Genomic DNA, 23,210 nt, shown 5'->3' with positions numbered 1-23,210 from the left:
TGTTCTTTACATAATAAAAAAGGCGGTAAACCGCCTTTTAAAATTTCTAATAATGTTATGAAATAACTGAATTAACTAAAGCGATGGCTTCAGTTTCAAGCTCGTTTAAATGTGCCTCAGAGACAAACGATTCAAGATAAATTTTATAGATATCTTCGGTACCTGAAGGACGGGCAGCAAACCAGCCATTAGCCGTTGTTACCTTTAAGCCACCAATTGCCGCGCCGTTGCCCGGTGCGTGAGTTAGCTTTGCAGTAATTTCATCACCCGCTAAGGTATTTGCACTTACATCTTCCGCCGATAGTTTTGACAGCTTGGCTTTTTGCGCCGTATTTGCAGGGGCATCTAAGCGCTTATATAGTGGTGCGCCGAATTCATCAGTGAGTGCTTTATAATGCTGGCTTGGTGTTTTACCAGTAACCGCTAAAATTTCAGCGGCTAGTAACGCTAAAATAAACCCGTCTTTATCGGTTTCCCACACACTACCGTCGCGTCGTAAAAATGCGGCTCCTGCACTTTCTTCACCGCCAAACAGTAAACTTGATTCTAGTAGACCATCTACGAACCATTTAAAACCAACAGGCACTTCAAATACTTCACGACCATGCTTGGCGACGACTTTATCAATCATGCCACTCGATACCAAAGTTTTACCTACTTTAGCGTTGCTAGGCCAATCTGGGCGATGGCTAATTAGGTAATCAATCGCAACAGCTAAATAATGGTTCGGGTTCATTAAACCATCGGGCGTGACAATGCCGTGGCGGTCATAATCAGGGTCGTTACCGACCGCAATATCAAACTTATCTTTCATGGCAATTAAGCTTGCCATTGCGTGTGGTGATGAACAATCCATCCGAATTTTGCCGTCTTTATCTAACGACATAAACGAAAATTGTGGGTCGATTTGCTCGTTAACCACAGTAATATCAAGATTGTATTTTTCTGCAATCAGTGGCCAGAAATTAATACCAGAACCACCGAGTGGATCAACGCCAATTTTTATGCCTGCTTTGCTGATTGCTTGCATATCAATAATATTAGCCAAATCGTCAATATACGGTGTCATTAAGTCTTGGTACTGAATAAAGCCCGAACGCTTTGCTTTTACAAATGGAAATAGCTCTACTTCAACCAAGTCTTCAATTAACAATTGGTTTGCTCTATTTTCAATCCACTTTGTAATGTCGTTATCAGCAGGGCCACCATTTGGTGGGTTGTACTTAAAACCACCATCCTGTGGCGGGTTGTGTGAAGGTGTAATCACGATACCATCCGCAAGTTCGGCACTGTGCGTTTTGTTGTGCGTTACAATCGCATGACTAATGACAGGGGTCGGCGTGAAATCATCATTCTCTTGTGTTACGACTTGTACTTCGTTCGCAACTAATACTTCAATAGCAGAGTTAAACGCGGCTTCTGATAACGCATGCGTATCTTTGCCTAAAAACAGTGGGCCAAAGATATTGTTTTGTTTGCGGTAGTCACAAATCGCTTGGGTGATCGCCAATATATGAGACTCGTTGAATTTTGTGTCTAACGAACACCCGCGGTGCCCTGATGTGCCAAACGCAACGGCTTGCTCTGGGTTTTGCTCAATATCTGGTTCATACAAATAATAAGCTGACATCAGTTTAGGAATGTTGACCAAGTCAGATTGTACGGCGCGCTGTCCTGCTCTTTCATGGTTTGCCATGATTCACCTTCAATATATTTATAAGTAATCGCGTAGCTTTTCGGCTTCTTCTTCACTATAGCCTAATGATATGGCAACTTCGTGAACCATCATTTTTTTACGTGTCGTGTTTGAGTTAGTCATAACCCAATAGCCACTATCCATAATATTTTTTGGGTTAGTACTGCTACCTGATGCAATCAAATCTTCTTTATTGGTTGCAAAATAAATACGGTCGCGCCCTTTAATATCAAGTACACGATTAAAAATACCTTTATGTGTACGGTGCAGCGCGGAAAGAATAAACAAAAAGCGGCCAACTACGCCTTTTTGCATTGCCAACTCTTCTTTATTAAGAATATTAAATACGTTGTCGCATTTATGTTCTTTTTGTTCTGGTTTGGTGGCTTCTGGCGCCTCTTCTTGTGTTTCTGTTACTGCCTTTTCTGGGAGTTCCGTATCCAGCTGTAACAAACGGCGCAATATTTGCGATGCACTTTCACCAATACTCTGCGTATTACTTGCTATATACTGATATAACTCGTCGTCGATTTCGATTTTTTTCATGGTTATCCTAATTGTTAGACGAATTTAGCAAAAATCCCGCATAGTATACCCAGTTTAAATTCATTTCTCTATGTTTGCTTTTTCAAGTTTCACTCGGCACAATGCAGCTTTTACATTAGCTTAGCGACTCCTATGCAATTAAATTACACTCAGCTAGGTGAGAAAACCGACGCACTGCCAATTGTCATTATTCATGGATTATTTGGTTCAAAAGAAAACTTAAATGTAATCGCAAAACCCCTAAGCGAACAAAATTGTGTAATCAACATTGATTTACGTAATCACGGACAGTCATTTCACCATAGCGAAATGACATACACTGCGATGGCAGATGATGTTTTTAAACTGTTAGATGAGTTAACTATTTCCCGTGCAATTGTGATTGGTCACTCTATGGGGGGCAAAGTCGCAATGCAAATGGCGTTAACTAATAATAACCGTGTCGAAAAACTAGTTGTACTCGATATCGCGCCAACTAAATATTCACCGCGTCATCAACAAGTATTTAATGGATTAAATAATGTTGATTTAAAGGCAATCACAAACCGCAGCGACGCCGATAAACAATTGGCAGAGTACATTCAAGAGGCTGGTGTTAGGCAATTTTTATTAAAGAGCCTCGCAAAAACAGATAGCGGGTTTGCATGGCGCTTTAATTTGTCTCAATTAATTGCATCGTACGATAATATATTAGATAAGCCGCAAGGTGATGCGTTTAAAAAGCCAACTTTATTTATAAAAGGCGCTAACTCAGACTATATTTTAGAAGCACATCGCGGTGAAATTGCAGCGCTTTTCCCAAATGCGAAAGCCAAGATCATCGCAGGTGCAGGTCACTGGTTACACGCTGAAAAACCAAGCCAAGTGAATTTGGCAATAACGCAGTTTTTAAGTGCGGATTAATTAGTTTTGTTTTTATAAAAGAGCCTAGCTGTTTTTAACATCCAAACGATTCGTTAGGTTCTTTTCCCCTCCATGTCTTATAAATTTAGTAAATTGCTATTCATTACATTCACTAAATTCACGCTTTTATACGTGATGTTATTAGCGCACGCGAAATTTACAAAACACACTAAAATGCTTTAAATACAAAACAAAAACACACCAAGTGGATTTACTTATTTGTGATTTTGTTAGCCTTAGAAACCACACTTTTTAAAGTGGTACTATTTTTGATCTTTGATAATGTATTTAACGGCTTACTATGCTATAGTTGCGGCCGTTTTCGCGCAGATACAGAATAATAATGTTAGATAAATTATTAGATGGTATTGATATACTTGGACTCTATTTCGGCTTAGCCGGAATATTCTTTTTAATCGGTATGGCAATCCAAGACGTTTTAAAAAAAGGTGACGTTCCTAAATTTGGGCGTTACGTCGTTTGGTTAGTGCTGTTTTTAGGCTGTTCTGGGTTTATTGCGAAAGGGCTTATTCAGGTATTTTGGCAAGGTGCTGGAGTTGGATAATGGCCAAAGCTGAATCTGACAGAACGACCCGAGACTTATTTGAACATGATAAGCGACCGGGACGTCCTAAAACCAACCCCTTACCACGAGAATTACAGCTTAAAATCAATAAGCGTAATCAGCTTAAACGTGATAAAGCACGTGGTTTAAAACGCGTCGAATTCAAGGTGTCTTCAGAGCTATATCAAGCATTAAATGATATGGCTGAAGAGCAGAACGTGAGTCGAAGCGCATTAATAGAAATTATATTACAAGAGAAATTAGCGACAAAAAGGTAATAAACTATGGCAAGCGTAGGCATTTTTTTTGGTAGTGATACAGGTAATACAGAGCACGTCGCCAAGCTAATTCAAAAAGAGCTAGGTAAGAAAATGGTGGATGTTCATGACATCGCTAAAAGCTCAAAAGAAGACATTGCTGAATTTGATTTAATTTTATTTGGTATCCCAACTTGGTATTACGGTGAAGCGCAATGCGATTGGGATGATTTCTTCCCTGAACTGGAAGAAATTAGCTTCGACGGTAAGCTAGTTGCTATTTTTGGCTGCGGTGACCAAGAAGATTACGCCGAGTACTTCCTTGACGCTATGGGCATGATTAACGATATCGTTACTGAACGTGGCGCAATTGTTGTTGGTCATTGGTCAACTGAAGGTTATGAATTTGAAGCGTCAAAAGCATTAGTTGATGACAACCACTTTGTTGGTTTAGGTATTGATGAAGACCGTCAGCCTGAACTAACAGAAAAGCGCATTAAGGATTGGTGTGCTCAAGTGTATGATGAAATGTGCTTGGCAGAATTAGAAGATTAAAGTTAAACCTGCGTTTACATTAGGCTATATCTAGTATAGCCTTACTAAAACGTCGTGCAAATATAGACAAAACAATAGAAAAACGAGACCAAGTTGATGACTGATCACAATTTAGAGCTAAAAAAAGCAGGTTTAAAAGTAACACTGCCGCGAATCAAAATCTTAGAGATTTTACAGTCGCCAGATAATCAACATATCAGCGCTGAAGATGTTTATAAAATCTTATTAGATAAAGGCGAAGAAATTGGTCTTGCCACTGTTTACCGTGTTCTTAACCAATTTGATGATGCAGGTATTGTTACCCGTCACCACTTTGAAGGCGGCAAATCAGTGTTTGAACTAGCTGGCAGCACGCACCATGATCACTTGGTATGCTTAAAGTGCGGTAAAGTAGTTGAATTCGAAGACGACGTGATTGAAACGCGTCAAGAAGAGATTGCAAAAGACAACGGCATCACGCTTACAAACCACTCGCTTTATCTTTACGGTGAGTGTGAAGATAAAGACGCATGTAAAAAGTATGCGGACGATAACAGCTAATTGTTAAGTCGATAATTTAAAAGCGCCAATTGGCGCTTTTTTTGTTTGTATCATGTTGTCTTTATTTATGTAGTTGCTGTACATTTTAAATGCTAAGGCAGTTAGCACTATATTTAGTCCGCTAGTATGATCAGCTACTTAAGTGAATTGGTATTATTAATAACCCGTTCTAATGCAAATTGCACCCACGCCCCACCCTCCGTATGGTTTTTAAGTTTAAGTGCCGCACCATGATTTTCAATAATTACGCGTGACAACATTAAGCCAATACCGTTACCGCCACTTTTTGTTGTATAAAACGCTGTGCCGGCGTCTTCCAAATTTGAAAAACCAGGACCAGTATCAGTGACGTCAATTATAATGTCAGTTTGGTTAGCACTAAGTTTTAATGAAACATCTGGTGATGGGCTAGATGCTTCACGTGCATTATTAATCAAATGGCAGAGCACTTGTTTTATCTGACTAATATCGAAAAAGCCAAACAAATTTTGCTCATATTGAATTTTAATGTCTGGATAAATTGCCGTTAACTGTTCGCATAACGCGTCACAGCTTTCAATATTTTTGTTAGCCGCTGGTAATTTTGCCAATGATACATAGTTATCCATAAACGACTTTAAGTAATTCGCACGTTCATTAATTAATGTTAAACCCGTTGCAAAACTGTCCTTGTCAATGTCATTTGCGAGCCGTTTATTTAGGCTGCGCGCTACTGTGCCTATTGGCGCCAGTGTATTATTAATCTCGTGGCTTAGGATACGAACAAACTTTTTAAGCGCGTCTTTTTCTTGTTGATATAAAATGGAATCCAATTGCTTTAATACTAACAAAACGTAATTTTGATCACCGATACGACAGTGCGACTGCTCAATTAAAAATGCATGCTGTTTGCCATCAATTGTTAAGGCCACTTTTCCTTGTTGTTGATTGGCTAGTAATGCCTTGTACCAAGCCCAAATATTACTTTGATTACTTGCATCGAATGTCTGCGCCGCGTATTGATTTCTAAATATGCAGCTACGTTCATTAAACACCAAGAGTGCAAAATCAACCTTCTCAATAATCTGCGCTAACAAATCTTGTTGCTCTGCAACTAACCGCTGGTCTCGTTGCATTTTAGTTGCAAGGGCATTTAAGTGCTCAACGGTAGAACTTAGCGCGCTATCTTGTGCCTCATTTGCTCTAATCGCATACTCACCTTGGCGTAACGAAATCAATAATGTGTCGATTAAATTAATGGTATTGCGTTTAGCTATCGCATCGCGATAGGTCTCGATTAAAAACCATAATGCTGAGGTTAGATTTACCAATAAAATAAGCGCTAACGGGTAACTATGAGTGATCAATAAGCCATTAATGAGTATCAATAACAGCAAGCTTGTCAGCCAGCGACCTGAAAACGCGTTAAACCGCATCATACCTAGACATTTTGCGATACCAAGCACTGCGCGACATACCTAAACTTTTGGCCGCTTTTGATGCATTGCCATTAAAGTGTTCGAGTCGCGACAATAATGCTTGTTCTATGACTTCATCGATACTGAGCGTCATATCAATGGTGTGTTGTACATTAGCTTTATTATTACTTGTTGTAGCACTTAACATTAAATCTTGAGCAGTTATTTGCTGTCCATTCGCCATAAATATAACGCGCTCAATAATATGTTTCAGCTCCCTAACATTACCCGGAAAACCATAGTTAAGCAGTGCCTGTTTGGCGCACTGTGTTAGTGACAGAGCAGGCTTATCGTATTGCTTACAGAATGACGTTAAAAATTGGTTTGCTAGCGGTAAAATATCGTCTTTACAAGATCTTAACGGTGGGATTTCAATTTCAACTGTGTTTAAACGGTAATATAAATCTTGGCGAAATAGTTCGTTTGCAATTGCCTCAGATAGATCCGCATTGGTTGCAGAAATAATACGCGCTTTATTTTCTAACACCTTGCTGCTACCAAGGGCCGTGTACTTTCGCTCTTCAAGCACATGCAATAACTTAGCTTGTGATTGCGCAGACAAATTAGCGATTTCATCTAAAAACAAGGTGCCATTTTCAGCTAAAGTAAACGCTCCTAAACGGTCTTGGTTTGCTCCAGTAAACGCCCCTTTTTTATGACCAAACACTTCGGAGTTAAACAATTCATCGCTAAGCGCCCCCATATTTAGTGCGATAAAACTTGCCCTTGAGCGTGTCGAATTCTGATGAATAAACTGCGCGTAATAGCTTTTCCCCGTGCCATTTTCACCCGTTAGCAGTATATTCATATCGCTTTTTGCTAAGTTTTCGAGTTGACTCAAAACTTGCTGCTTTTGTTTGCTATATGCGTGTAGTGCGGATTGGTGTGCAATAGAACGTTGCTTTTCTTGGGTTAAACGCGCTAAATCTTGTTTGTCACTTCGCGTGTTTAGCTGAAGTTTAATTGCATGGGCTAAGCGTTCGTCTTGCCAAGGTTTCTCGATGAAATCGGCAGCCCCTGTGGTTAACGCTTTAACGGCTAAGTCAAGCGTTGCCCAGCCCGTCATTACAACCACGGGCAAAAGTGGGTCTAATTCTTTCAGCGCTTCAATTGCACTTAAGCCTTCAGCGCCACTTGTTGTATTTTGGCTAAAATTCATATCGAGTAGCACTAAATCGACACTGTTTTTTGCAACATAATCAAGTGCTGTATCAGGTGAAAGTACACCGTGACAAAGATACCCTTCGTCTTCTAAAAAGAACTTAAGACTCGCTTGAATATCAAGCGAGTCGTCGACAACTAAAATTGTTTTCAAGAAACCTTAATCCATTCTTAAACTTGTTGCAGGCTGCTGTTTAATAACGTGCCTTACTGGTACATATAATGCGAGACAAACCGCTGCAAGTACCACAACTACAGTCAATGCACCTGCCTCTAACATAATGTTAATTGGCACATTTCCTCTTAAAAAGCTTTCTGCAAGATAACATAGAATGCCAAACACTAACAACGACGTCCCAATACCGTACAATATATGCGTAATATTCTTTTTAATAAATAACCGCATGATTTGACTATCTTTAGCACCAATCGCGCGGCGAATGCCTATCTCATAACGGGATTTATTAATATTACTAATACCCATTGCATAAATACCTATCAGTGATAGCGTTAGAGCGAAACCACCTACAATTAAAAATACATAAATAATCGCTGCAAATGAATTGATCATGGATCTGTGGTTATCGTAATGGTCAAACATATAATACATCGTTAAATCATGAGATAACTGCACCTTAACGCGATAGAAGTCCTCTAACGCCTCATTTGCCGTGTTATCGATTATTAATCGAATATTTACACTGTCATCCATAAAATGGGTTTGGCGTAAACTAAAGTAGAGCTCATGGCGTGAGTCACCTGATACACCACTGATTTCATCTTTTGCAACGCCGATAATCTCAACACTTGGCCACATTGCGTCTTGCAACATAAGTTGCGAACCGAGCACATTTTTATTACCAAACAAAGCGTTAGCAAGTGACTCACTAATGATTGCAACAGGTTTTGATTCATTGTTGTCATTGCTATTGAAATTTCGCCCAGTTAACAACTCACGCTCAAACAAATGTGACTCAGCACTGATACTAATAAATTGATCATTATAAATATCACCATTTTGGTACAGTACGTCAGCGTGTATATGTGAATCAAACAAAACCGCATCAATAATATTGTCTTGTTTTGAAAGCCCCGCGGCTAAGCTATTTATTAGCGTTAATTGCTCGTCGTTGGTTAGCTCATCATTATTATCAAAGTCTAGATAAACTGAGTAAACGCCTTTTTCTCGCTCGCCATCGATATTCGTTGCAATTGAATACATCACATAGCCAACAGTACTTGCAATCATTAGCAAAAAGCTCACCAATGATACTTGCACGCATAATAAACGTCGCGACATCAATGTGGTTTCTTTTCCTGTCGCGCCTCGGGTGCCATCGCGAAGTACATTACTAATATTAAACTTTGCCGATTTGTATGCCGGTAATAGCACGGCAAATGTAAAAATAATGGCTAATAGTAAAAGCGAGACTAAAACTGTTTGCATATTTAAATGCCAATACCACCAATACGGCATTTTTCCGCCAAACATCACATTCATGTAAAAATTCAGTATTTCTAACCCTAACGATGTAAAGATCAGGGTAAATATCCAGCTAATAATGCAATATATTAAACCTTCGGTGACATGCTGCTGGATCACACGCTTTTGTGTTGCGCCTATTGCAGCGCGAATAGCTGACTCCTTTTGCTTTTCCATAATTTTCGCAAACAGTAAGTTGCCAATATTAATCCCTGAAATAAACAGCACAATCACAATACCAAACACAAACAAACCAAATACGAATACGGCTTCGCCATCGGTATTGAGTTCTACTAATGTGAGTGACTCAATACGCACACCCTGCCCGGTTTGTTTATCACTGTCACTAACTTGATCTTTGATTGCATTGTAAAAATAATGAGCTATTTGCGTTTCGAAGGTGCGTTCAAATTCAGCATTTGGTAACTTATAAAGAATATCGATACCATCATCAGGCTTCATGTTCGCTTGCTTTAATGGCAGCCAAACCTTTGAAAAAATGGGAAAATGATTACGCTTTTCCATTACGCCAACAATAGTATGCGGCTTGCCCGCCACGTTTAACTGTTTACCAAGAATAGCGCTATCGCCCTGAAATAGTTGCTGCCACACGATATGTGAAATCACTACCACATCAGGCGCATTATTATTGTAATCGACGTTTGTAAAGCCTCGCCCAAGCACCGGCTCTTGTCCCAAAAACGTAAAAAATGAAGGAGCAACATATGACGCTCGAAAATGCTTACCATATTGTTGCGTGCTTAACCATAAACTGCTGCGCTTGATGGTGATCCAGCTATCAAGGGATTCGACCTCATCCAGTTGTTTAAATCCATCTAACATCGAATATGTAAATTCTCGTTGCGATGATAACGAGTTCCATACCTTTAAGATGCGAATATCTTCTTTGTTATGATTAAAACTCGAGTGTGAAAACGCGATGGTATGAATAAAGTTAAAGCCAATTAGTGAAATGGTTAAACTGCCTACCATAATAAATATCATTAAGAGTGAAAAACGCAGTGATTTAACAATATTGCGTAGCGCATAGCGAAAGTCTAATAACAGCCCCATAATTTACACCTCTAGTGCCACAGAAGGATTAGTGTTAGAGGTTTGCTGCTTATCACGTACAATTGCACCGTCTAACATGTTCAATGTACGACTGGCATAATGCGTTGACTCTACATCATGGGTTACCATGCAGATTGTTTTACCTGACAGGTGTAAATCTTTTAATAATTGCAGCACTTGCTGTGCGTTTTTCGAATCTAAGTTACCGGTTGGTTCATCCGCTAAAATTAGATCAGGCTCGTTAATTAGCGCACGAGCAACGGCAACACGCTGCTGTTGACCACCTGATAATTGAGAAGGAAAGTGATTAATGCGGTTTTCAAGGTCAACTAACATCAACGCCTTACGCGCTTTTTCAATCATTTCTTGTTCAGAGTAGCCACCGATATAGGTCAGTGGCAGCATCACATTTTCAAGTACATTTAAGTCACTTATAAGGTTAAATGCCTGAAAAATAAAACCAATATGATTTGCCCGAACGTGTGCTCGCTGATCAGAGCTTAAGTTAACTGCTTGTTTGCCGCTAATGGTATAATCCCCAGCTGTTGGCTCATCAATCAGCCCTAACACTGAGAGTAAAGTCGACTTACCGCAACCAGAAGGCCCAGTGATGGCGACAAACTCCCCTTGATTGACTATGAGATTGATACCGTTAAGTGCCTGAGTTGCGATTTCATCGGTTTTAAATAACTTTTCGATGTTTTTTAACGTGATAACTGGGTTCATTGTAATTTCCTTCTAACGTACAAGCACTTGCGTGTCATTGGTGTATTTTTCCATATCGGAAATAATAATTTCTTGGTCGATTGTTAGCCCTGCCACAACCTCTATATAATTCACTGAGCGTTTGCCAAATTTAACCGGTTGTTTGGTTGCAAGATGCTTTTCCAACACAAATACATTGTTTGTACTTTCGGCAATAGCGTTACGCGGTAGCGCTACATACAAGGTGTGTGATTTGAAGCTGGTATTAATAATGCCTTCGATATTGAGTTTATCGCGAGCCTCGGACGGAATTGCATCAGTTATTGCAAGCTCAACCTCCACATGGCCGTTGTTCACCTTTGGCGATACACGAGTAACTTGTGCACCTAAGCGAGACGTATAGGTATCGATTGTAGCCTGTTGACCAACTTTTACGTTAGGCGCATCTAACTCAGCTACGTTTATTTTGGCAATCAATTTAGTTTGATCAGCAACTTCGGCAACCGAGCCAGTACTCGCCAGCTGTGTACCCAGTTCTACAAACACATCTTGGATTTGCCCAGTGATTGGCGACATCACATCTAACTGTGAAATATGTTGGCTAAGCAAACTAATTTCAGACTTTAAGCTTTGCTGCTCTGCATGTTGCGCATTTTGTTTTGCGGCGAGTATTTCTTTTTGTGTCGCTACTTTAGCTTTTTGTAACGCAAGTTGTTTTAAACTGCGCTTAACGTTGAACTCGCTACGCTGATGCTCTAGTTTAGAAATAGTACTATTGCCTTGAGCTATTAAGGTTGCCTGTGCTTGCCACTCCATCGTATTAGCTTTGTGCGCAAGGTCAGCATCATGGTAGGCGGTTTCAGCTTCTTGAAGGTAAGCTTTTTGCTGCGCCAGCTCTGCTTTATGTTGAGCAGTCATTTTAAGTAAAAGGCTTTGTTTTTGAATGAGAGTTTCATTGATTTGTGGGTTATCTAAACGCGCAATAATGTCGCCTCGCTCTACATATTCACCCGGCTTAACCAACACCTCAACAACCTTGCCACCTGCATTTGTCGTTATCAAATGGCGTTTTTCAAGTGCTAAACTTCCCAGCCCTTTTACGTCTATCGCAAAATCACCCTGTTTAACTTTTGCGACCAAGATTTCGTCTCGTTCAACTAAATTTGAGGCGCCTTGCGTATAGTGGCGAATAAACATAACAGCACTTAGTAGCAAACTCGCCACGATTACGTATATAAGTGTTTTTTTAAGCTTATGTGGGTTGTTCTCAATTTTTATGTCCATACAGCATAATCCGATAATTGCATTACATGGTTAATTACAATTATCAGGCCAAGTTTATTTTATATATTTTTCAAATACTTATGGTTTTTTCATTACAATAAACCCAAAGGACTGTGCCACTTTCGAAACAGTTTTCATTTTAATAGTGTGCCGATAACGAAACACTATTATTCGCCGTATTAGTGGGACTAATCAACAGGCATAAAAAAACCGGCATATCGCCGGTTTTTAATATTATTAACTGTTACGCAGTAATAACTTCTATGCCGCCCATGTATGGACGAAGTACTTCTGGTACAACTACCGAGCCGTCTGCTTGCTGGTAGTTCTCTAAAATCGCTACGAGTGTACGACCAACCGCTAAACCAGAACCATTTAGTGTGTGCAATAACTCTGGCTTTTTCTCACCTTGACGACGGAAACGTGCTTGCATACGACGTGCTTGGAAATCTTGCATATTTGAGCAGCTTGAAATTTCACGGTACGTATCTTGCGCCGGAAGCCATACTTCTAAGTCGTATGTTTTGCTTGCGCCAAAGCCCATATCACCAGTACATAAAATTACTTTACGGTACGGTAGTTCAAGTGCTTGTAAAATACCTTCGGCGTGGTTAGTCAGATCTTCTAACGCTTGCATTGAGTCTTCAGGTTTCACTAGCTGTACTAATTCAACTTTGTCGAACTGGTGCTGACGAATAAGACCACGTGTGTCACGGCCATAGCTACCTGCTTCACTGCGGAAACACGGTGTATGTGCAGTCATTTTTAATGGTAATTCAGCTTCATCAAAAATAACATCACGACCAAGGTTAGTTAATGGTACTTCTGCCGTTGGAATTAGGCTAAACCCTTCATTGTGCTCGCTAATTGCTTCTGTGTGGAATAAATCTTCTGCGAACTTAGGTAACTGACCTGTGCCGTATAAGCTGTCTTTGTTAACTAAATACGGTACATACATTTCGGTGTAACCGTTTATGTCTGTGTGCGTATCAAGCATAAATTGCACGAGGGCACGGTGCATACGTGCTACTTTACCGCGCATTACAGTAAAGCGTGCGCCTGAAAGTTTAACACCCGCTTCAAAGTCTAAGCCTTTTGCTAAACCTTCACCTAAATCTACGTGATCTTTTACTTCGAAGTCATATTGTTTTGGTTCGCCCCATTTAACAACTTCAACGTTATCGTCTTCGTCATTACCAAATGGCACTTCGCTATCAGGTAAGTTAGGGATCGTTGCAGCAATGGCATTTAATTCAGCAAGGATTTCGTCTTGTTCTTTTTTAGCCGCATCAAGCTCATCACCTAATGAACCCACAGCAGCTAATAGTGGTGCAATGTCTTCGCCTTTTGCTTTTGCTTGACCAATTGCTTTGGAGCGTGTGTTACGCTCATTTTGTAATTCTTGTGTTTTAACTTGTAGCGCTTTACGCTTTTCTTCAAGCGCTTGAATTTCTGCTACGTTTAATTCAAAACCTCGGCCTTTTAGGCGCTCTGCGGCTTCTTCGATATCCTGACGTAAAAATCGTGGGTCTAACATTCTTTTTTAACCTTTTTGCATTGCTAGCTGCATACCTAAATAGGCAACAAAAACACAACCAATTACATTTAAAAATACATTGAGTGTTGCTTTCAACCAGTGCCCTTGCTGTAACAGCAATAGCGTATCTATCGAGAAGGTTGAAAACGTTGTTAACGCCCCTAAAAAGCCAATTCCGATAAGTGATTTGGTGGGGTTAACAACAATTAATTCTTTTTCTAGTAGGCCGTATAAAACGCCTAACATTAATGAACCGAGAATATTAACTGTCAGGGTAGCAAAAGGGAATCCCTTTCCCAAAAGTTTTATCATTGATTCACTAATAAAATAACGAAGACACGCACCTGTTGCGCCACCAAGTGCAACGTAAAAATAGAGTTTAATCCCTGTCATAACGTTTCCTAGTGGCTAAATTGTCTTGCTCGGTTAAATAATCGAGCTTTGATTTTATTTTTTTCTCAAGACCACGCTCTGTTGGTTGATAGTATTTTCTATTTGCGATTTCTTCCGGCAGATATTTCTCGCCGGCAGCATAAGCACCTGGCTCGTCATGGGCATAGCGATACTCTGCACCATAGCCTAGATCTTTCATTAAATTGGTTGGCGCATTACGAAGATGATGCGGCACTTCAAAACTTGGCTCATTGGCAATATCGTGTTTTGCTTGCTTAAACGCTGTGTAAACCGCATTACTCTTTGGTGCGCTGGCTAAATAAATGGTGGCTTGGGCAAGCGCCCTTTCACCTTCTGCAGGCCCTACACGATGGTAAATATCCCAAGCATTAAGCGCTACTTGCATCGCACGAGGATCGGCGTTGCCGATATCTTCTGTAGCAATCGCTAATAATCGTCTACCAACGTAAAGCGGGTCACCGCCACCTGCTAAAATACGGCAAAGCCAATAAAGCGCGCCATCAGGACTAGAGCCGCGAACTGACTTATGAAACGCTGATATAAGATCGTAAAATAAATCGCCGCCTTTATCGTATTTTGCAATATGTGCAGGCAGAACATTCGCCAATACATTTTCGCTAACAATCAGTTTATCATTTTGTTGATCGGCCATATCAAGGGCTTGCTCAAGTAAATTAAGCGTGCGTCTGGCGTCGCCATCTCCCGCGAGTGCCAGTTTTTCAATCGCAGCATTATCAATTTCGATATGTTTTTGCTGTAGCTGCTCATCGCTATTAAGCGCGCTGTGTATGGCTTGTATTAAGTCTTGCTGTTCGAGCGCTTTTAATTGATAAACGCGTGCACGCGATAAAATTGCATTATTAAGTGAAAACGAAGGATTCTCCGTTGTGGCACCAATAAAGATAAAAGTACCATCTTCAATGTGCGGTAAAAACGCATCTTGCTGCGATTTATTAAAGCGGTGCACTTCGTCAATAAATAACAGTGTGCGCTGCCCTTGCATTGCTAAATGATCTTTTGCCGATGCAACGCTTTCTCGTATTTCTTTCACGCCTGAAGTAACCGCTGATAAGCGGATCACGTTTGCATCTGCATGATGGGCGATGACTTCAGCTAACGTTGTTTTACCAACGCCAGGAGGCCCCCACAAAATAAGGCTGTGGCAGCGACCGGCTAAAATAGCGTTGTACAGTGGTGAACCTTCGCTAAGCAGATGTTTTTGCCCTATGTATTGGCTTAAATTAGTTGGCCGCATGCGTGCTGCAAGTGGCCTAATTTCTGGGGCAAATGAAAAGCTTAAATTACTCACCTTGACTTTGATCGTCCACTAATACGTCAGCTGGAATGGTGAATTGAAAATACGCATCATCAATGGTTTGATTAACTTGCTGCTTTGAGAACACATAAACGGATGTTTGACCTGTGTTATCGAACACTGTCATTGAACGCAATGCATCTGCATCAAATTTAAGCTCTAAACGCTCTACTTGGCTTTGACCTTTATTGGTCGGAGTAATCACAAACGCATTATCTGTGTGCGTTACTGCGTAGTTTTGCCATAAGCTTTCATCCGCAGATGTTAACAACGCAAACGGCGTATTATCGATTAGTTTTTTGCTGTCTAAAATAGTCACTTGCTCAGCAAACTCATCGTAATAAAAGGTTTTAGTGCCATCAGAAACCAGCACCGTTTCATCCGGTGATGTTTGCTTCCAATAAAGCTTTTCTGGGCGCTTAATTTTTAATAACCCCGTACCTTGCATAATTTCGCTACCGGTATTGTCGATTACGGTTTGAGAAAAATCTGCCTGCAAATTGTTTAGCTGCGTTAAACGCGTTTTTAATTCACTTTGCGCTTTGCTGTCTACGACGTGTGGCGCTGTTTCTGTTTGCGCATGCACTGCTGTTACACTTGCCGTGCTCATCGCTAATACGCTCGCAACAATTAATGTGATTTTTTTTGTCATGTTATCCTGCATTATTCGGAACAATTACTTCACGAGTGCCATTATGCCCCGGCGCTGATACGATACCGGACATTTCCATCTGCTCGACTAAGCGTGCCGCACGGTTGTAACCAACACGCAATTTACGCTGAACACTCGATACAGACGCGCGACGACTTTCAATTACAAATGCAACCGCTTCATCATAAAGCGGGTCGCTTTCTTCGTCGCTTTCGGAAGTCTCACCTGGTAGTAAGACATCTTCAACGGCTTCTCCGTTCAATATCTCGTCGACATAATTTGGTTTACCGCGTGCTTTCCAGTCATTTACCACCGCGTGAACTTCATGGTCATCAACAAATGCACCATGCACACGAATTGGCACGCTAGTACCTGGCGGTAAGTAAAGCATGTCACCCATGCCTAATAAATGCTCAGCGCCTTGCTGATCTAAAATCGTACGCGAATCAATTTTGCTTGATACTTGGAAAGCCATACGCGTTGGAATATTCGCTTTTATTAGACCGGTGATCACGTCAACCGATGGGCGCTGTGTTGCAAGTACTAAATGAATACCCGCGGCACGTGCTTTTTGAGCAATACGTGCAATTAGCTCTTCAACTTTTTTACCGACAATCATCATCATGTCGGCAAATTCATCAATAACCACAACGATGGCTGGTAACTTGCCTAAATCAGGCGCTTCCGTTTCCATACCATCTGTATCTTTCCAAAGCGGGTCTTTAATTGGGTCGCCTGCTTCAATGGCATCTAACACTTTTTGGTTGTAGCCCTTTAAGTTACGTACACCCAGTGCTGACATCAGCTTATATCGGCGTTCCATTTCACCAACACACCAACGCAGTGCGTTAGCCGCTTCTTTCATATCTGTTACAACTTCACACAGCAGGTGTGGAATGCCTTCGTAAACCGATAATTCAAGCATTTTCGGGTCAATCATGATCATGCGAACATCATCAGGAGTCGATTTAAACAGTAACGATAAAATCATTACGTTTACACCAACTGATTTACCCGAGCCTGTGGTACCAGCAACTAGAAGGTGTGGCATTTTTGCAAGGTCAGCAACTACAGGTACACCTGCAATATCTTTACCTAACACCATTGCTAAGTCAGACGGGTTATTAGCAAATTTTTTCGCACCAATGACTTCAGAGAGGCGTACAATTTCACGGTGCTGATTAGGCAGCTCTAAACCAACATAGGTTTTACCAGGGATCACTTCCACAACGCGCACGCTTACTGCTGAAAGTGAACGCGCTAAATCTTTCGCGAGGCCGCTAATTTTCGCGACCTTAATACCCGGTGCTAAATCCAGCTCAAAACGTGTAACGACAGGGCCAGGATAAACTCCTACGACCTGCGCTTGCACTCCAAAGTCTAATAACTTGGTTTCAACTAAGCGAGAAACCGCATCCAGTTCTTCTTGTGTAATTGGGTTTTCTTTTTTATCTGGTCTATCGAGCAAATCTAACGTCGGCATTGGTGTTGCTGGCGGTGTCGCTTCAAGTAAGTCTTCAAAGTGCTCTTTGGCTGTTTTTGGTTTAACATAAGTCGATTTGCGTGCTGGCTCTGTTGGGGTTTCATTTTCGCTTGGCTGCGCAACAACAGCCAACGTAGGCTCTGCATCTGATTGTGGTTCTAGCGTGCTTAAAAAGTCTTCCGATACTGGCTTTGGCGCATTCCTTTGTTTATCGTCATCAAACGGAATATCGTCAAGCGCTGAGAAACTCAAGTCATCACTAATGATCTCATCGAACTCTTGTAATGCCGGGTGCATTTCGCCTTTACTGTTTGACTCAGGCTGTTTTGGTGTTTCAATGTCAGTATTTGCAATATCATCGCCAAAAGTTGGTTCGATTGTGGTTTCAGGCTGAACATCGATTGTCGGTTCCTGTGGCTCAGCGCTTAATTCTTGCTCTGGAAGTTCATCAACATGATAGGTTACTTGTTTTGGAGTTTGAGTAACAGATTCATTAGTTACGGTTTTAATCGGTGCGTTATTCGCTTCTTTTCGTTCAGCTAATCGTTCTGGTAATGCTTTTAGCCAAAGAAAGGCATGCATTGCAAAACGGCCTATTTGGTCGACAAACTGTACCCAAGAAACCCCTGTTAGCAGGGTTAAGCTTGAAAAGAAAAAACACAGTAAAATGATACTTGTACCAGTAAAGTTAAAGGTAGGTAACATGGCGTTTGCAAACACATCGCCAATCACACCACCGGAAGAAAACTCATAGAAGTCATCGAAATTAATGCTGCTAATTGCCGTTGATGACACCACAAACAGTACCAAACCAACAACGCGTAATGACAAGGTGAGATAATCTAACTTAAACACTTGGTGTGTTTTTTTGAACAGTAAATAACCGATAACTTGAATAATAACAGGAACAAGTAACGCCAACCAACCAAAACTAAAGTACAGTAGATCGGCAGTCCACGCCCCTGCTGTACCTGTCATGTTTTTTACTTTGATATAGTCACCCGTTTGAGACCAAGACGGATCGATTGGGTCAAATGTTAATAAAGCAACTAACACAAACGCTGCGAATGCAGTCGTTAAAATAAGGCCTGCTTCTAATAATCTTTGAACACCATTAAGGCGCATTACAACTCCCCTTTTTATTATTCTTTACTTCCGACTACATCAGCGCAAATAACACTTTATAAAATACAAATAGTATGTAGTGTGCTTATTCTATTACTATGGTGCTACTTTTAGAAGCGAAACATCATCACTTTTCACTTCTTCCATGACAACATAAGTACGACTTTCTGAAACTGCCGGTAAACGCAGCAATATATCACCTAATAAGTCACGATATGCAGACATATCTGCTACGCGGGTTTTTAATAGAAAGTCAAAATTACCAGAAACAAGATGACATTCTAAAATCTCATCATGGTTTTTTACTGCGCTACTGAATTCTTCAAATACATCGGGTGAGGTTTTTGTCAGAGTAATTTCAACGTAAACTAATAACGCAGCACCTACTTTTTTTGGGTCGACAATGGCTTTATAACCTTTTATGTACCCTTCCCTCTCGAGTTTTTTTACTCGCTCCAAACAAGGCGTTGCGCTTAAGCCTATGCGGCGTGCAAGTTCCACATTCGAAATTCTGCCATCTTTTTGTAATTCGACTATTATCTTTTTATCAATGCGATCTAACACTAGCTAACCAAATTAGAATATTACTCTATGTTTTTTGATTATATGGTTTTATTAACCAACATTTCAATCAAATAAAGTTACATCGACTAATTAAAGCTAGATAAAATAGTATTATCTATTACCACAGTTCAAAGTAAGGTGAAGTTATGATTATCGGTGTACCTAAAGAGATTAAAAACCACGAATATCGTGTAGGTATGGTTCCGGCTAGTGTTCGTGAGTTAATCAACCACGGTCACAGTGTGTTTGTAGAAACGAATGCAGGTATTGGCATTGGTTTTACAAATGAAGATTATGAAGCCGCAGGTGCTGAAATTCTAAATACTGCTGAAGAAGTTTTCGCTAAAGCAGACATGATTGTTAAAGTGAAAGAGCCTCAAGCAGTTGAGCGTGCAATGCTACGCGAAGACCAAATTCTATTCACTTACTTACACTTAGCACCAGATCTTCCACAAACTGAAGACCTAGTTAAGTCAAAGTCTATCTGTATCGCTTACGAAACAGTAACAGACGCACGCGGTGGTTTACCACTTCTTGCGCCTATGTCTGAAGTAGCGGGCCGCATGTCAATTCAAGCAGGCGCACAAGCACTTGAGAAATCAAATGCAGGTCGCGGTATGCTACTTGGTGGTGTACCAGGTGTTGAGCCAGCAAAAGTTGTTGTTATTGGTGCGGGTATGGTTGGTAACAACGCAGCACAAATGGCGGTTGGCATGGGCGCTGATGTTGTTGTTCTTGACCGTAACGTTGATGTTTTACGTCGTATCGATGCACAGTTCGGTAACCGTGTTAAAGCAGTTTATTCAACTGCTGATGCATTAGAAAAGCACGTACTAGAAGCTGATCTTGTAATTGGTGGTGTACTTATTCCAGGTGCTGCAGCGCCTAAACTAGTAACAGCAGACCACATCAAACGTATGAAGCCTGGTGCTGCTATTGTTGACGTTGCAATCGACCAAGGTGGTTGTATTGAAACTTCTAAAGCAACAACGCACGCAGATCCAACTTATATTGTTGATGACGTTGTTCACTACTGTGTTGCAAACATGCCAGGTGCCGTTCCTCGTACGTCAACGTTTGCACTTAACAATGCAACATTACCTTACATTATCAAGCTAGCTAACAAAGGCTACAAAGCTGCATTGCTTGAAGACTCACACTTCATGAATGGCTTAAATGTGTTCAAAGGCAAAGTAACATGTAAAGAAGTAGCTGAAGGCTTCAACATGGAATACGTAGCGCCAGCAGATGCTTTAAATAGCTAATCAATCTGCAAAGCATAAAAAAAGCAGCGAAAGCTGCTTTTTTTATGTGTTTTTTATATTAAGCATTACTTAAATAAAGCGCTTAATAATAAAATCCACTTTAACACGCTTTGCTTGCCCTAAAAGTTTAGCAACCGGTTCTGGGTAATCATGCATTGTTTGCAGCTCTTTGTAGCCGTTTAACTTAGTACAATGCGTTAATATTTGTTGCTTTTCTTGTTCAAGTACATCAGTTAGTAAACCTTGGCTGTCATCAAATAAAATACCGTTTTCGATATCTAAACCCCACGCTCGAGGGTTTAAGTTGTGCCCTGTCATCATTTGATAACGGTTATCGACACTAATGCCCTTTAAGTGAAACGAGTTGCTGTCGTGGCGCCAAAGATGCACATTCAAAAGGCCATCTTGCACAAATTTATCATTAAGTTTTAAAAACTTAGCCAATATGGTTTCGTACAAATAAGGCAACGCACCAATTTTACTAAACGGCTTATCGGGCGAAATATAAAAGTCGTTCGCAGTTTTATCACCGACAACAATAGTCACTTTAAGGCCTTGTTTTAATTTCTTTCTAAGTACACGTAAGAGTGGCGCCGGAAAGTTAAAGTAAGGGGTATAAAGAACCAGCTCTTTTTCACCGAGTTCAAACAGATTTTTAATCGCTCGGTTAAGCATATTGCCGCGACGACCAAAACCTAAGAATAAAAAGCTATCAATTGAACCTTCGTCTGACGATGTCACATATGGATACTTCGCACGTTTTAGCGACTTCATCAGAGCTTTATGATCAGATTTGCACTCTGCTAACTTTTTAATCGGACGTACATCAAGACGAATTACCGCACTTGACGCAATCAGGTAATCATCAACAAACTGTGTGAATGAATCTGCCAGTGCTTGATTCGAAATAGTGAAATAACGATCAAGGCGATAGCGCTCTTCATATTGTAAATAAACATTATTTAAGCTCGCGCCGCTGTAAAGCACGGTATCGTCAATCACCATGCCCTTTAGGTGCAATACACCAAATACTTCTTTGCCTTTTACCGGAACACCAAAAACACGCACACGATTTTGATAGGCTTGTTGTAGTTTTAAGTAAAGTGCGGCATTACCTTCACTTTGAGCTTCACCAATTAAGCCACGCTGGGCACGGTGATAATCAACCAAAATGTCGACGCGTAGCTCAGGGTTCGCATTTGACGCTTGATGAAGTGCCTCTAAAATTTCACGGCCTGCTTCATCATCCTGCAAATAGAGCGCGGTAATAACAATGCGCTGTTTAGCATTTTTAATTAACGATAATAATTTTGCTCGATAAGACGACGCATCAAGCAATATTGATATTTGCTCGCTATCAAGTTTAAAGCTTGGCTCTTTTTGCCAAAAATCCAAACGCACGCTGTTATCCTATAGCATCAGTTTTGTATAAAAGCGTCAACATAACAAATTATTAGATTAAACGCACAATTTTTGAGAGAAAGATTTGCTAAGTGGCTAAATTTACGACGGGTGTTACGTTAAATTGACGCTTACGCTAAGTTGGTAATATCAAATTCCGTAAAATAATTTACATCTGCCTTGTTTTTAATAGAATCAACCGCATTAATTAGCAAAAGCAGTATTAATTAGGAAATGCGATGAGCGCAAGCAAACACAGTAAATTACTTATTTTAGGCTCAGGCCCTGCAGGTTATACAGCTGCAGTATACGCCGCACGAGCAAACTTAAACCCTGTATTAATCACAGGTATGCAACAAGGTGGTCAGCTAACGACCACAACTGAAGTTGAAAACTGGCCTGGTGACGCGCACGGTTTAACCGGTCCTGCTCTAATGGAGCGTATGAAAGAGCACGCTGAACGTTTTGAGACTGAGATCATTTTTGATCATATTCACACTGTTGACGTAAATAACCGTCCATTCACCCTAACGGGCGATTCAGGCACGTATACATGCGATGCACTTATTATTGCAACAGGTGCGTCTGCTCGTTACTTAGGCTTAGATTCAGAAGAAGCATTCAAAGGCCGTGGCGTTTCAGCGTGTGCAACCTGTGACGGTTTCTTCTACCGCAATCAGAAAGTAGCGGTTGTAGGTGGTGGTAACACAGCTGTTGAAGAAGCACTTTACCTATCTAACATCGCGTCAGAAGTACATTTAGTGCACCGTCGTGATACTTTCCGTAGTGAAAAAATCTTAACTGACCGTTTAATGGATAAAGTTGAGAACGGTAACATTACCCTGCACCTTAACCAAACGCTTGATGAAGTACTTGGTGACGATATGGGTGTAACAGGTCTTCGTACTAAATCAACCACAGACGAAAGCACTAATGAGCTTGACGTTGCAGGCGTATTTATTGCTATCGGTCACTCACCTAATACGGGTATGTTTGAAGGCCAGCTTGAAATGAAAGACGGCTACCTAGTTGTTGAATCGGGCTTAAACGGCAATGCAACTCAAACCAGTGTTAAAGGTGTATTTGCAGCAGGTGACGTAAGCGACCACATTTATCGCCAAGCAATTACCTCAGCGGGTACTGGTTGTATGGCTGCACTTGATGCTGAGCGCTACCTAGACAATCTCAAGTAAAATTCGCTAAACTGAAGGCTGCCACTAACGCAGCC

The 23,210-nt window shown here is 40.8% G+C and carries 21 protein-coding genes; 7 read left to right on the top strand and 14 right to left on the bottom strand.

What is annotated here, in order from left to right; translation table 11 throughout:
• Positions 1 to 55: 55 nt before the first annotated feature.
• Both pgm and seqA read right to left on the bottom strand, forming a co-directional pair.
• Positions 56 to 1,696 (bottom strand): phosphoglucomutase (alpha-D-glucose-1,6-bisphosphate-dependent), encoded by a 1,641-nt coding sequence (gene pgm / locus ACXAFE_RS06805; protein ID WP_475150406.1) that lies wholly within the window; start codon positions 1,694 to 1,696, stop codon positions 56 to 58.
• A gap of 18 nt (positions 1,697 to 1,714) precedes the next feature.
• Positions 1,715 to 2,242, bottom strand: a complete 528-nt coding sequence (gene seqA / locus ACXAFE_RS06800; RefSeq protein WP_054979938.1) for a replication initiation negative regulator SeqA — start codon at positions 2,240 to 2,242, stop codon at positions 1,715 to 1,717.
• 132 nt (positions 2,243 to 2,374) lie between these two features.
• Here seqA and ACXAFE_RS06795 point away from each other — a divergent pair, with 132 nt between their 5' ends.
• From ACXAFE_RS06795 to fur, 5 genes are all read left to right on the top strand, one after another.
• Positions 2,375 to 3,145 carry an alpha/beta fold hydrolase gene (locus tag ACXAFE_RS06795; RefSeq protein ID WP_475150401.1) on the top strand — a complete coding sequence of 257 codons (771 nt, stop codon included), beginning with the start codon at positions 2,375 to 2,377 and terminating at the stop codon, positions 3,143 to 3,145.
• A gap of 343 nt (positions 3,146 to 3,488) precedes the next feature.
• Positions 3,489 to 3,710 (top strand): DUF2788 domain-containing protein, encoded by a 222-nt coding sequence (locus ACXAFE_RS06790; protein WP_010560163.1) that lies wholly within the window; start codon positions 3,489 to 3,491, stop codon positions 3,708 to 3,710.
• The gene (gene ybfE, locus ACXAFE_RS06785) at positions 3,710 to 3,988 is read left to right on the top strand and encodes a LexA regulated protein (RefSeq protein WP_010560164.1); all 279 of its coding nucleotides are present in this window, start codon (positions 3,710 to 3,712) and stop codon (positions 3,986 to 3,988) included. The genes ACXAFE_RS06790 and ybfE overlap by 1 nt, the downstream gene beginning before the upstream one ends.
• A gap of 6 nt (positions 3,989 to 3,994) precedes the next feature.
• Complete coding sequence (gene fldA / locus ACXAFE_RS06780) at positions 3,995 to 4,522, top strand: flavodoxin FldA (protein WP_010560165.1); 528 nt, start codon at positions 3,995 to 3,997, stop codon at positions 4,520 to 4,522.
• 96 nt (positions 4,523 to 4,618) lie between these two features.
• Entirely contained in the window at positions 4,619 to 5,062 is a 444-nt protein-coding gene (gene fur, locus ACXAFE_RS06775) for a ferric iron uptake transcriptional regulator (RefSeq protein ID WP_237128710.1), read from the top strand.
• Between the two features lie 134 nt (positions 5,063 to 5,196).
• On the opposite strand, the gene ACXAFE_RS06770 is transcribed toward fur, so the two are convergent.
• From ACXAFE_RS06770 to lrp, 11 genes are all read right to left on the bottom strand, one after another.
• Positions 5,197 to 6,480 (bottom strand): sensor histidine kinase, encoded by a 1,284-nt coding sequence (locus ACXAFE_RS06770; protein WP_475150397.1) that lies wholly within the window; start codon positions 6,478 to 6,480, stop codon positions 5,197 to 5,199.
• Positions 6,467 to 7,834: a sigma-54-dependent transcriptional regulator gene (locus tag ACXAFE_RS06765; RefSeq protein ID WP_475150394.1), complete on the bottom strand. Its 1,368-nt coding sequence runs from the start codon at positions 7,832 to 7,834 to the stop codon at positions 6,467 to 6,469. Before ACXAFE_RS06765 ends, ACXAFE_RS06770 begins: the two co-directional genes overlap by 14 nt.
• A gap of 6 nt (positions 7,835 to 7,840) precedes the next feature.
• Positions 7,841 to 10,237: an ABC transporter permease gene (locus ACXAFE_RS06760; RefSeq protein WP_475150390.1), complete on the bottom strand. Its 2,397-nt coding sequence runs from the start codon at positions 10,235 to 10,237 to the stop codon at positions 7,841 to 7,843.
• Positions 10,238 to 10,240: 3 nt separating this feature from the next.
• The gene (locus ACXAFE_RS06755) at positions 10,241 to 10,963 is read right to left on the bottom strand and encodes an ABC transporter ATP-binding protein (RefSeq protein ID WP_475150386.1); all 723 of its coding nucleotides are present in this window, start codon (positions 10,961 to 10,963) and stop codon (positions 10,241 to 10,243) included.
• 12 nt (positions 10,964 to 10,975) lie between these two features.
• A complete protein-coding gene (locus ACXAFE_RS06750; protein WP_475150384.1) occupies positions 10,976 to 12,226 on the bottom strand; it encodes an efflux RND transporter periplasmic adaptor subunit in 1,251 nt (416 codons plus the stop codon).
• A gap of 244 nt (positions 12,227 to 12,470) precedes the next feature.
• Entirely contained in the window at positions 12,471 to 13,763 is a 1,293-nt protein-coding gene (serS, locus tag ACXAFE_RS06745) for a serine--tRNA ligase (RefSeq protein ID WP_475150381.1), read from the bottom strand.
• Between the two features lie 6 nt (positions 13,764 to 13,769).
• Entirely contained in the window at positions 13,770 to 14,156 is a 387-nt protein-coding gene (gene crcB, locus ACXAFE_RS06740; protein WP_010560173.1) for a fluoride efflux transporter CrcB, read from the bottom strand.
• Positions 14,143 to 15,486, bottom strand: coding sequence for a replication-associated recombination protein A (locus tag ACXAFE_RS06735; RefSeq protein WP_475150375.1), 1,344 nt, complete (start codon positions 15,484 to 15,486; stop codon positions 14,143 to 14,145). Before ACXAFE_RS06735 ends, crcB begins: the two co-directional genes overlap by 14 nt.
• Entirely contained in the window at positions 15,479 to 16,144 is a 666-nt protein-coding gene (lolA, locus tag ACXAFE_RS06730; RefSeq protein WP_475150373.1) for an outer membrane lipoprotein periplasmic chaperone LolA, read from the bottom strand. Before lolA ends, ACXAFE_RS06735 begins: the two co-directional genes overlap by 8 nt.
• Before the next feature lies 1 nt (position 16,145).
• Positions 16,146 to 18,752, bottom strand: coding sequence for a DNA translocase FtsK (locus ACXAFE_RS06725; protein WP_475150369.1), 2,607 nt, complete (start codon positions 18,750 to 18,752; stop codon positions 16,146 to 16,148).
• Positions 18,753 to 18,848: 96 nt separating this feature from the next.
• Positions 18,849 to 19,316, bottom strand: a complete 468-nt coding sequence (gene lrp / locus ACXAFE_RS06720) for a leucine-responsive transcriptional regulator Lrp (protein ID WP_054979927.1) — start codon at positions 19,314 to 19,316, stop codon at positions 18,849 to 18,851.
• A 146-nt stretch (positions 19,317 to 19,462) separates the two neighbouring features.
• Here lrp and ald point away from each other — a divergent pair, with 146 nt between their 5' ends.
• Positions 19,463 to 20,581: an alanine dehydrogenase gene (ald, locus tag ACXAFE_RS06715; RefSeq protein WP_475150366.1), complete on the top strand. Its 1,119-nt coding sequence runs from the start codon at positions 19,463 to 19,465 to the stop codon at positions 20,579 to 20,581.
• 69 nt (positions 20,582 to 20,650) lie between these two features.
• On the opposite strand, the gene pssA is transcribed toward ald, so the two are convergent.
• On the bottom strand, positions 20,651 to 21,976 hold the full coding sequence (gene pssA / locus ACXAFE_RS06710; RefSeq protein WP_475153592.1) for a CDP-diacylglycerol--serine O-phosphatidyltransferase: 1,326 nt from the start codon (positions 21,974 to 21,976) through the stop codon (positions 20,651 to 20,653).
• Between the two features lie 245 nt (positions 21,977 to 22,221).
• Here pssA and trxB point away from each other — a divergent pair, with 245 nt between their 5' ends.
• Positions 22,222 to 23,175: a thioredoxin-disulfide reductase gene (trxB, locus tag ACXAFE_RS06705; RefSeq protein WP_010560180.1), complete on the top strand. Its 954-nt coding sequence runs from the start codon at positions 22,222 to 22,224 to the stop codon at positions 23,173 to 23,175.
• Positions 23,176 to 23,210: the final 35 nt, after the last annotated feature.

It is taken from the genome of Pseudoalteromonas sp. ABV4_021, from assembly GCF_056159365.1.
The sequence above is the reverse complement of the archived record's forward strand: the minus strand, read 5'-3'. Positions and strand labels throughout refer to the sequence as shown.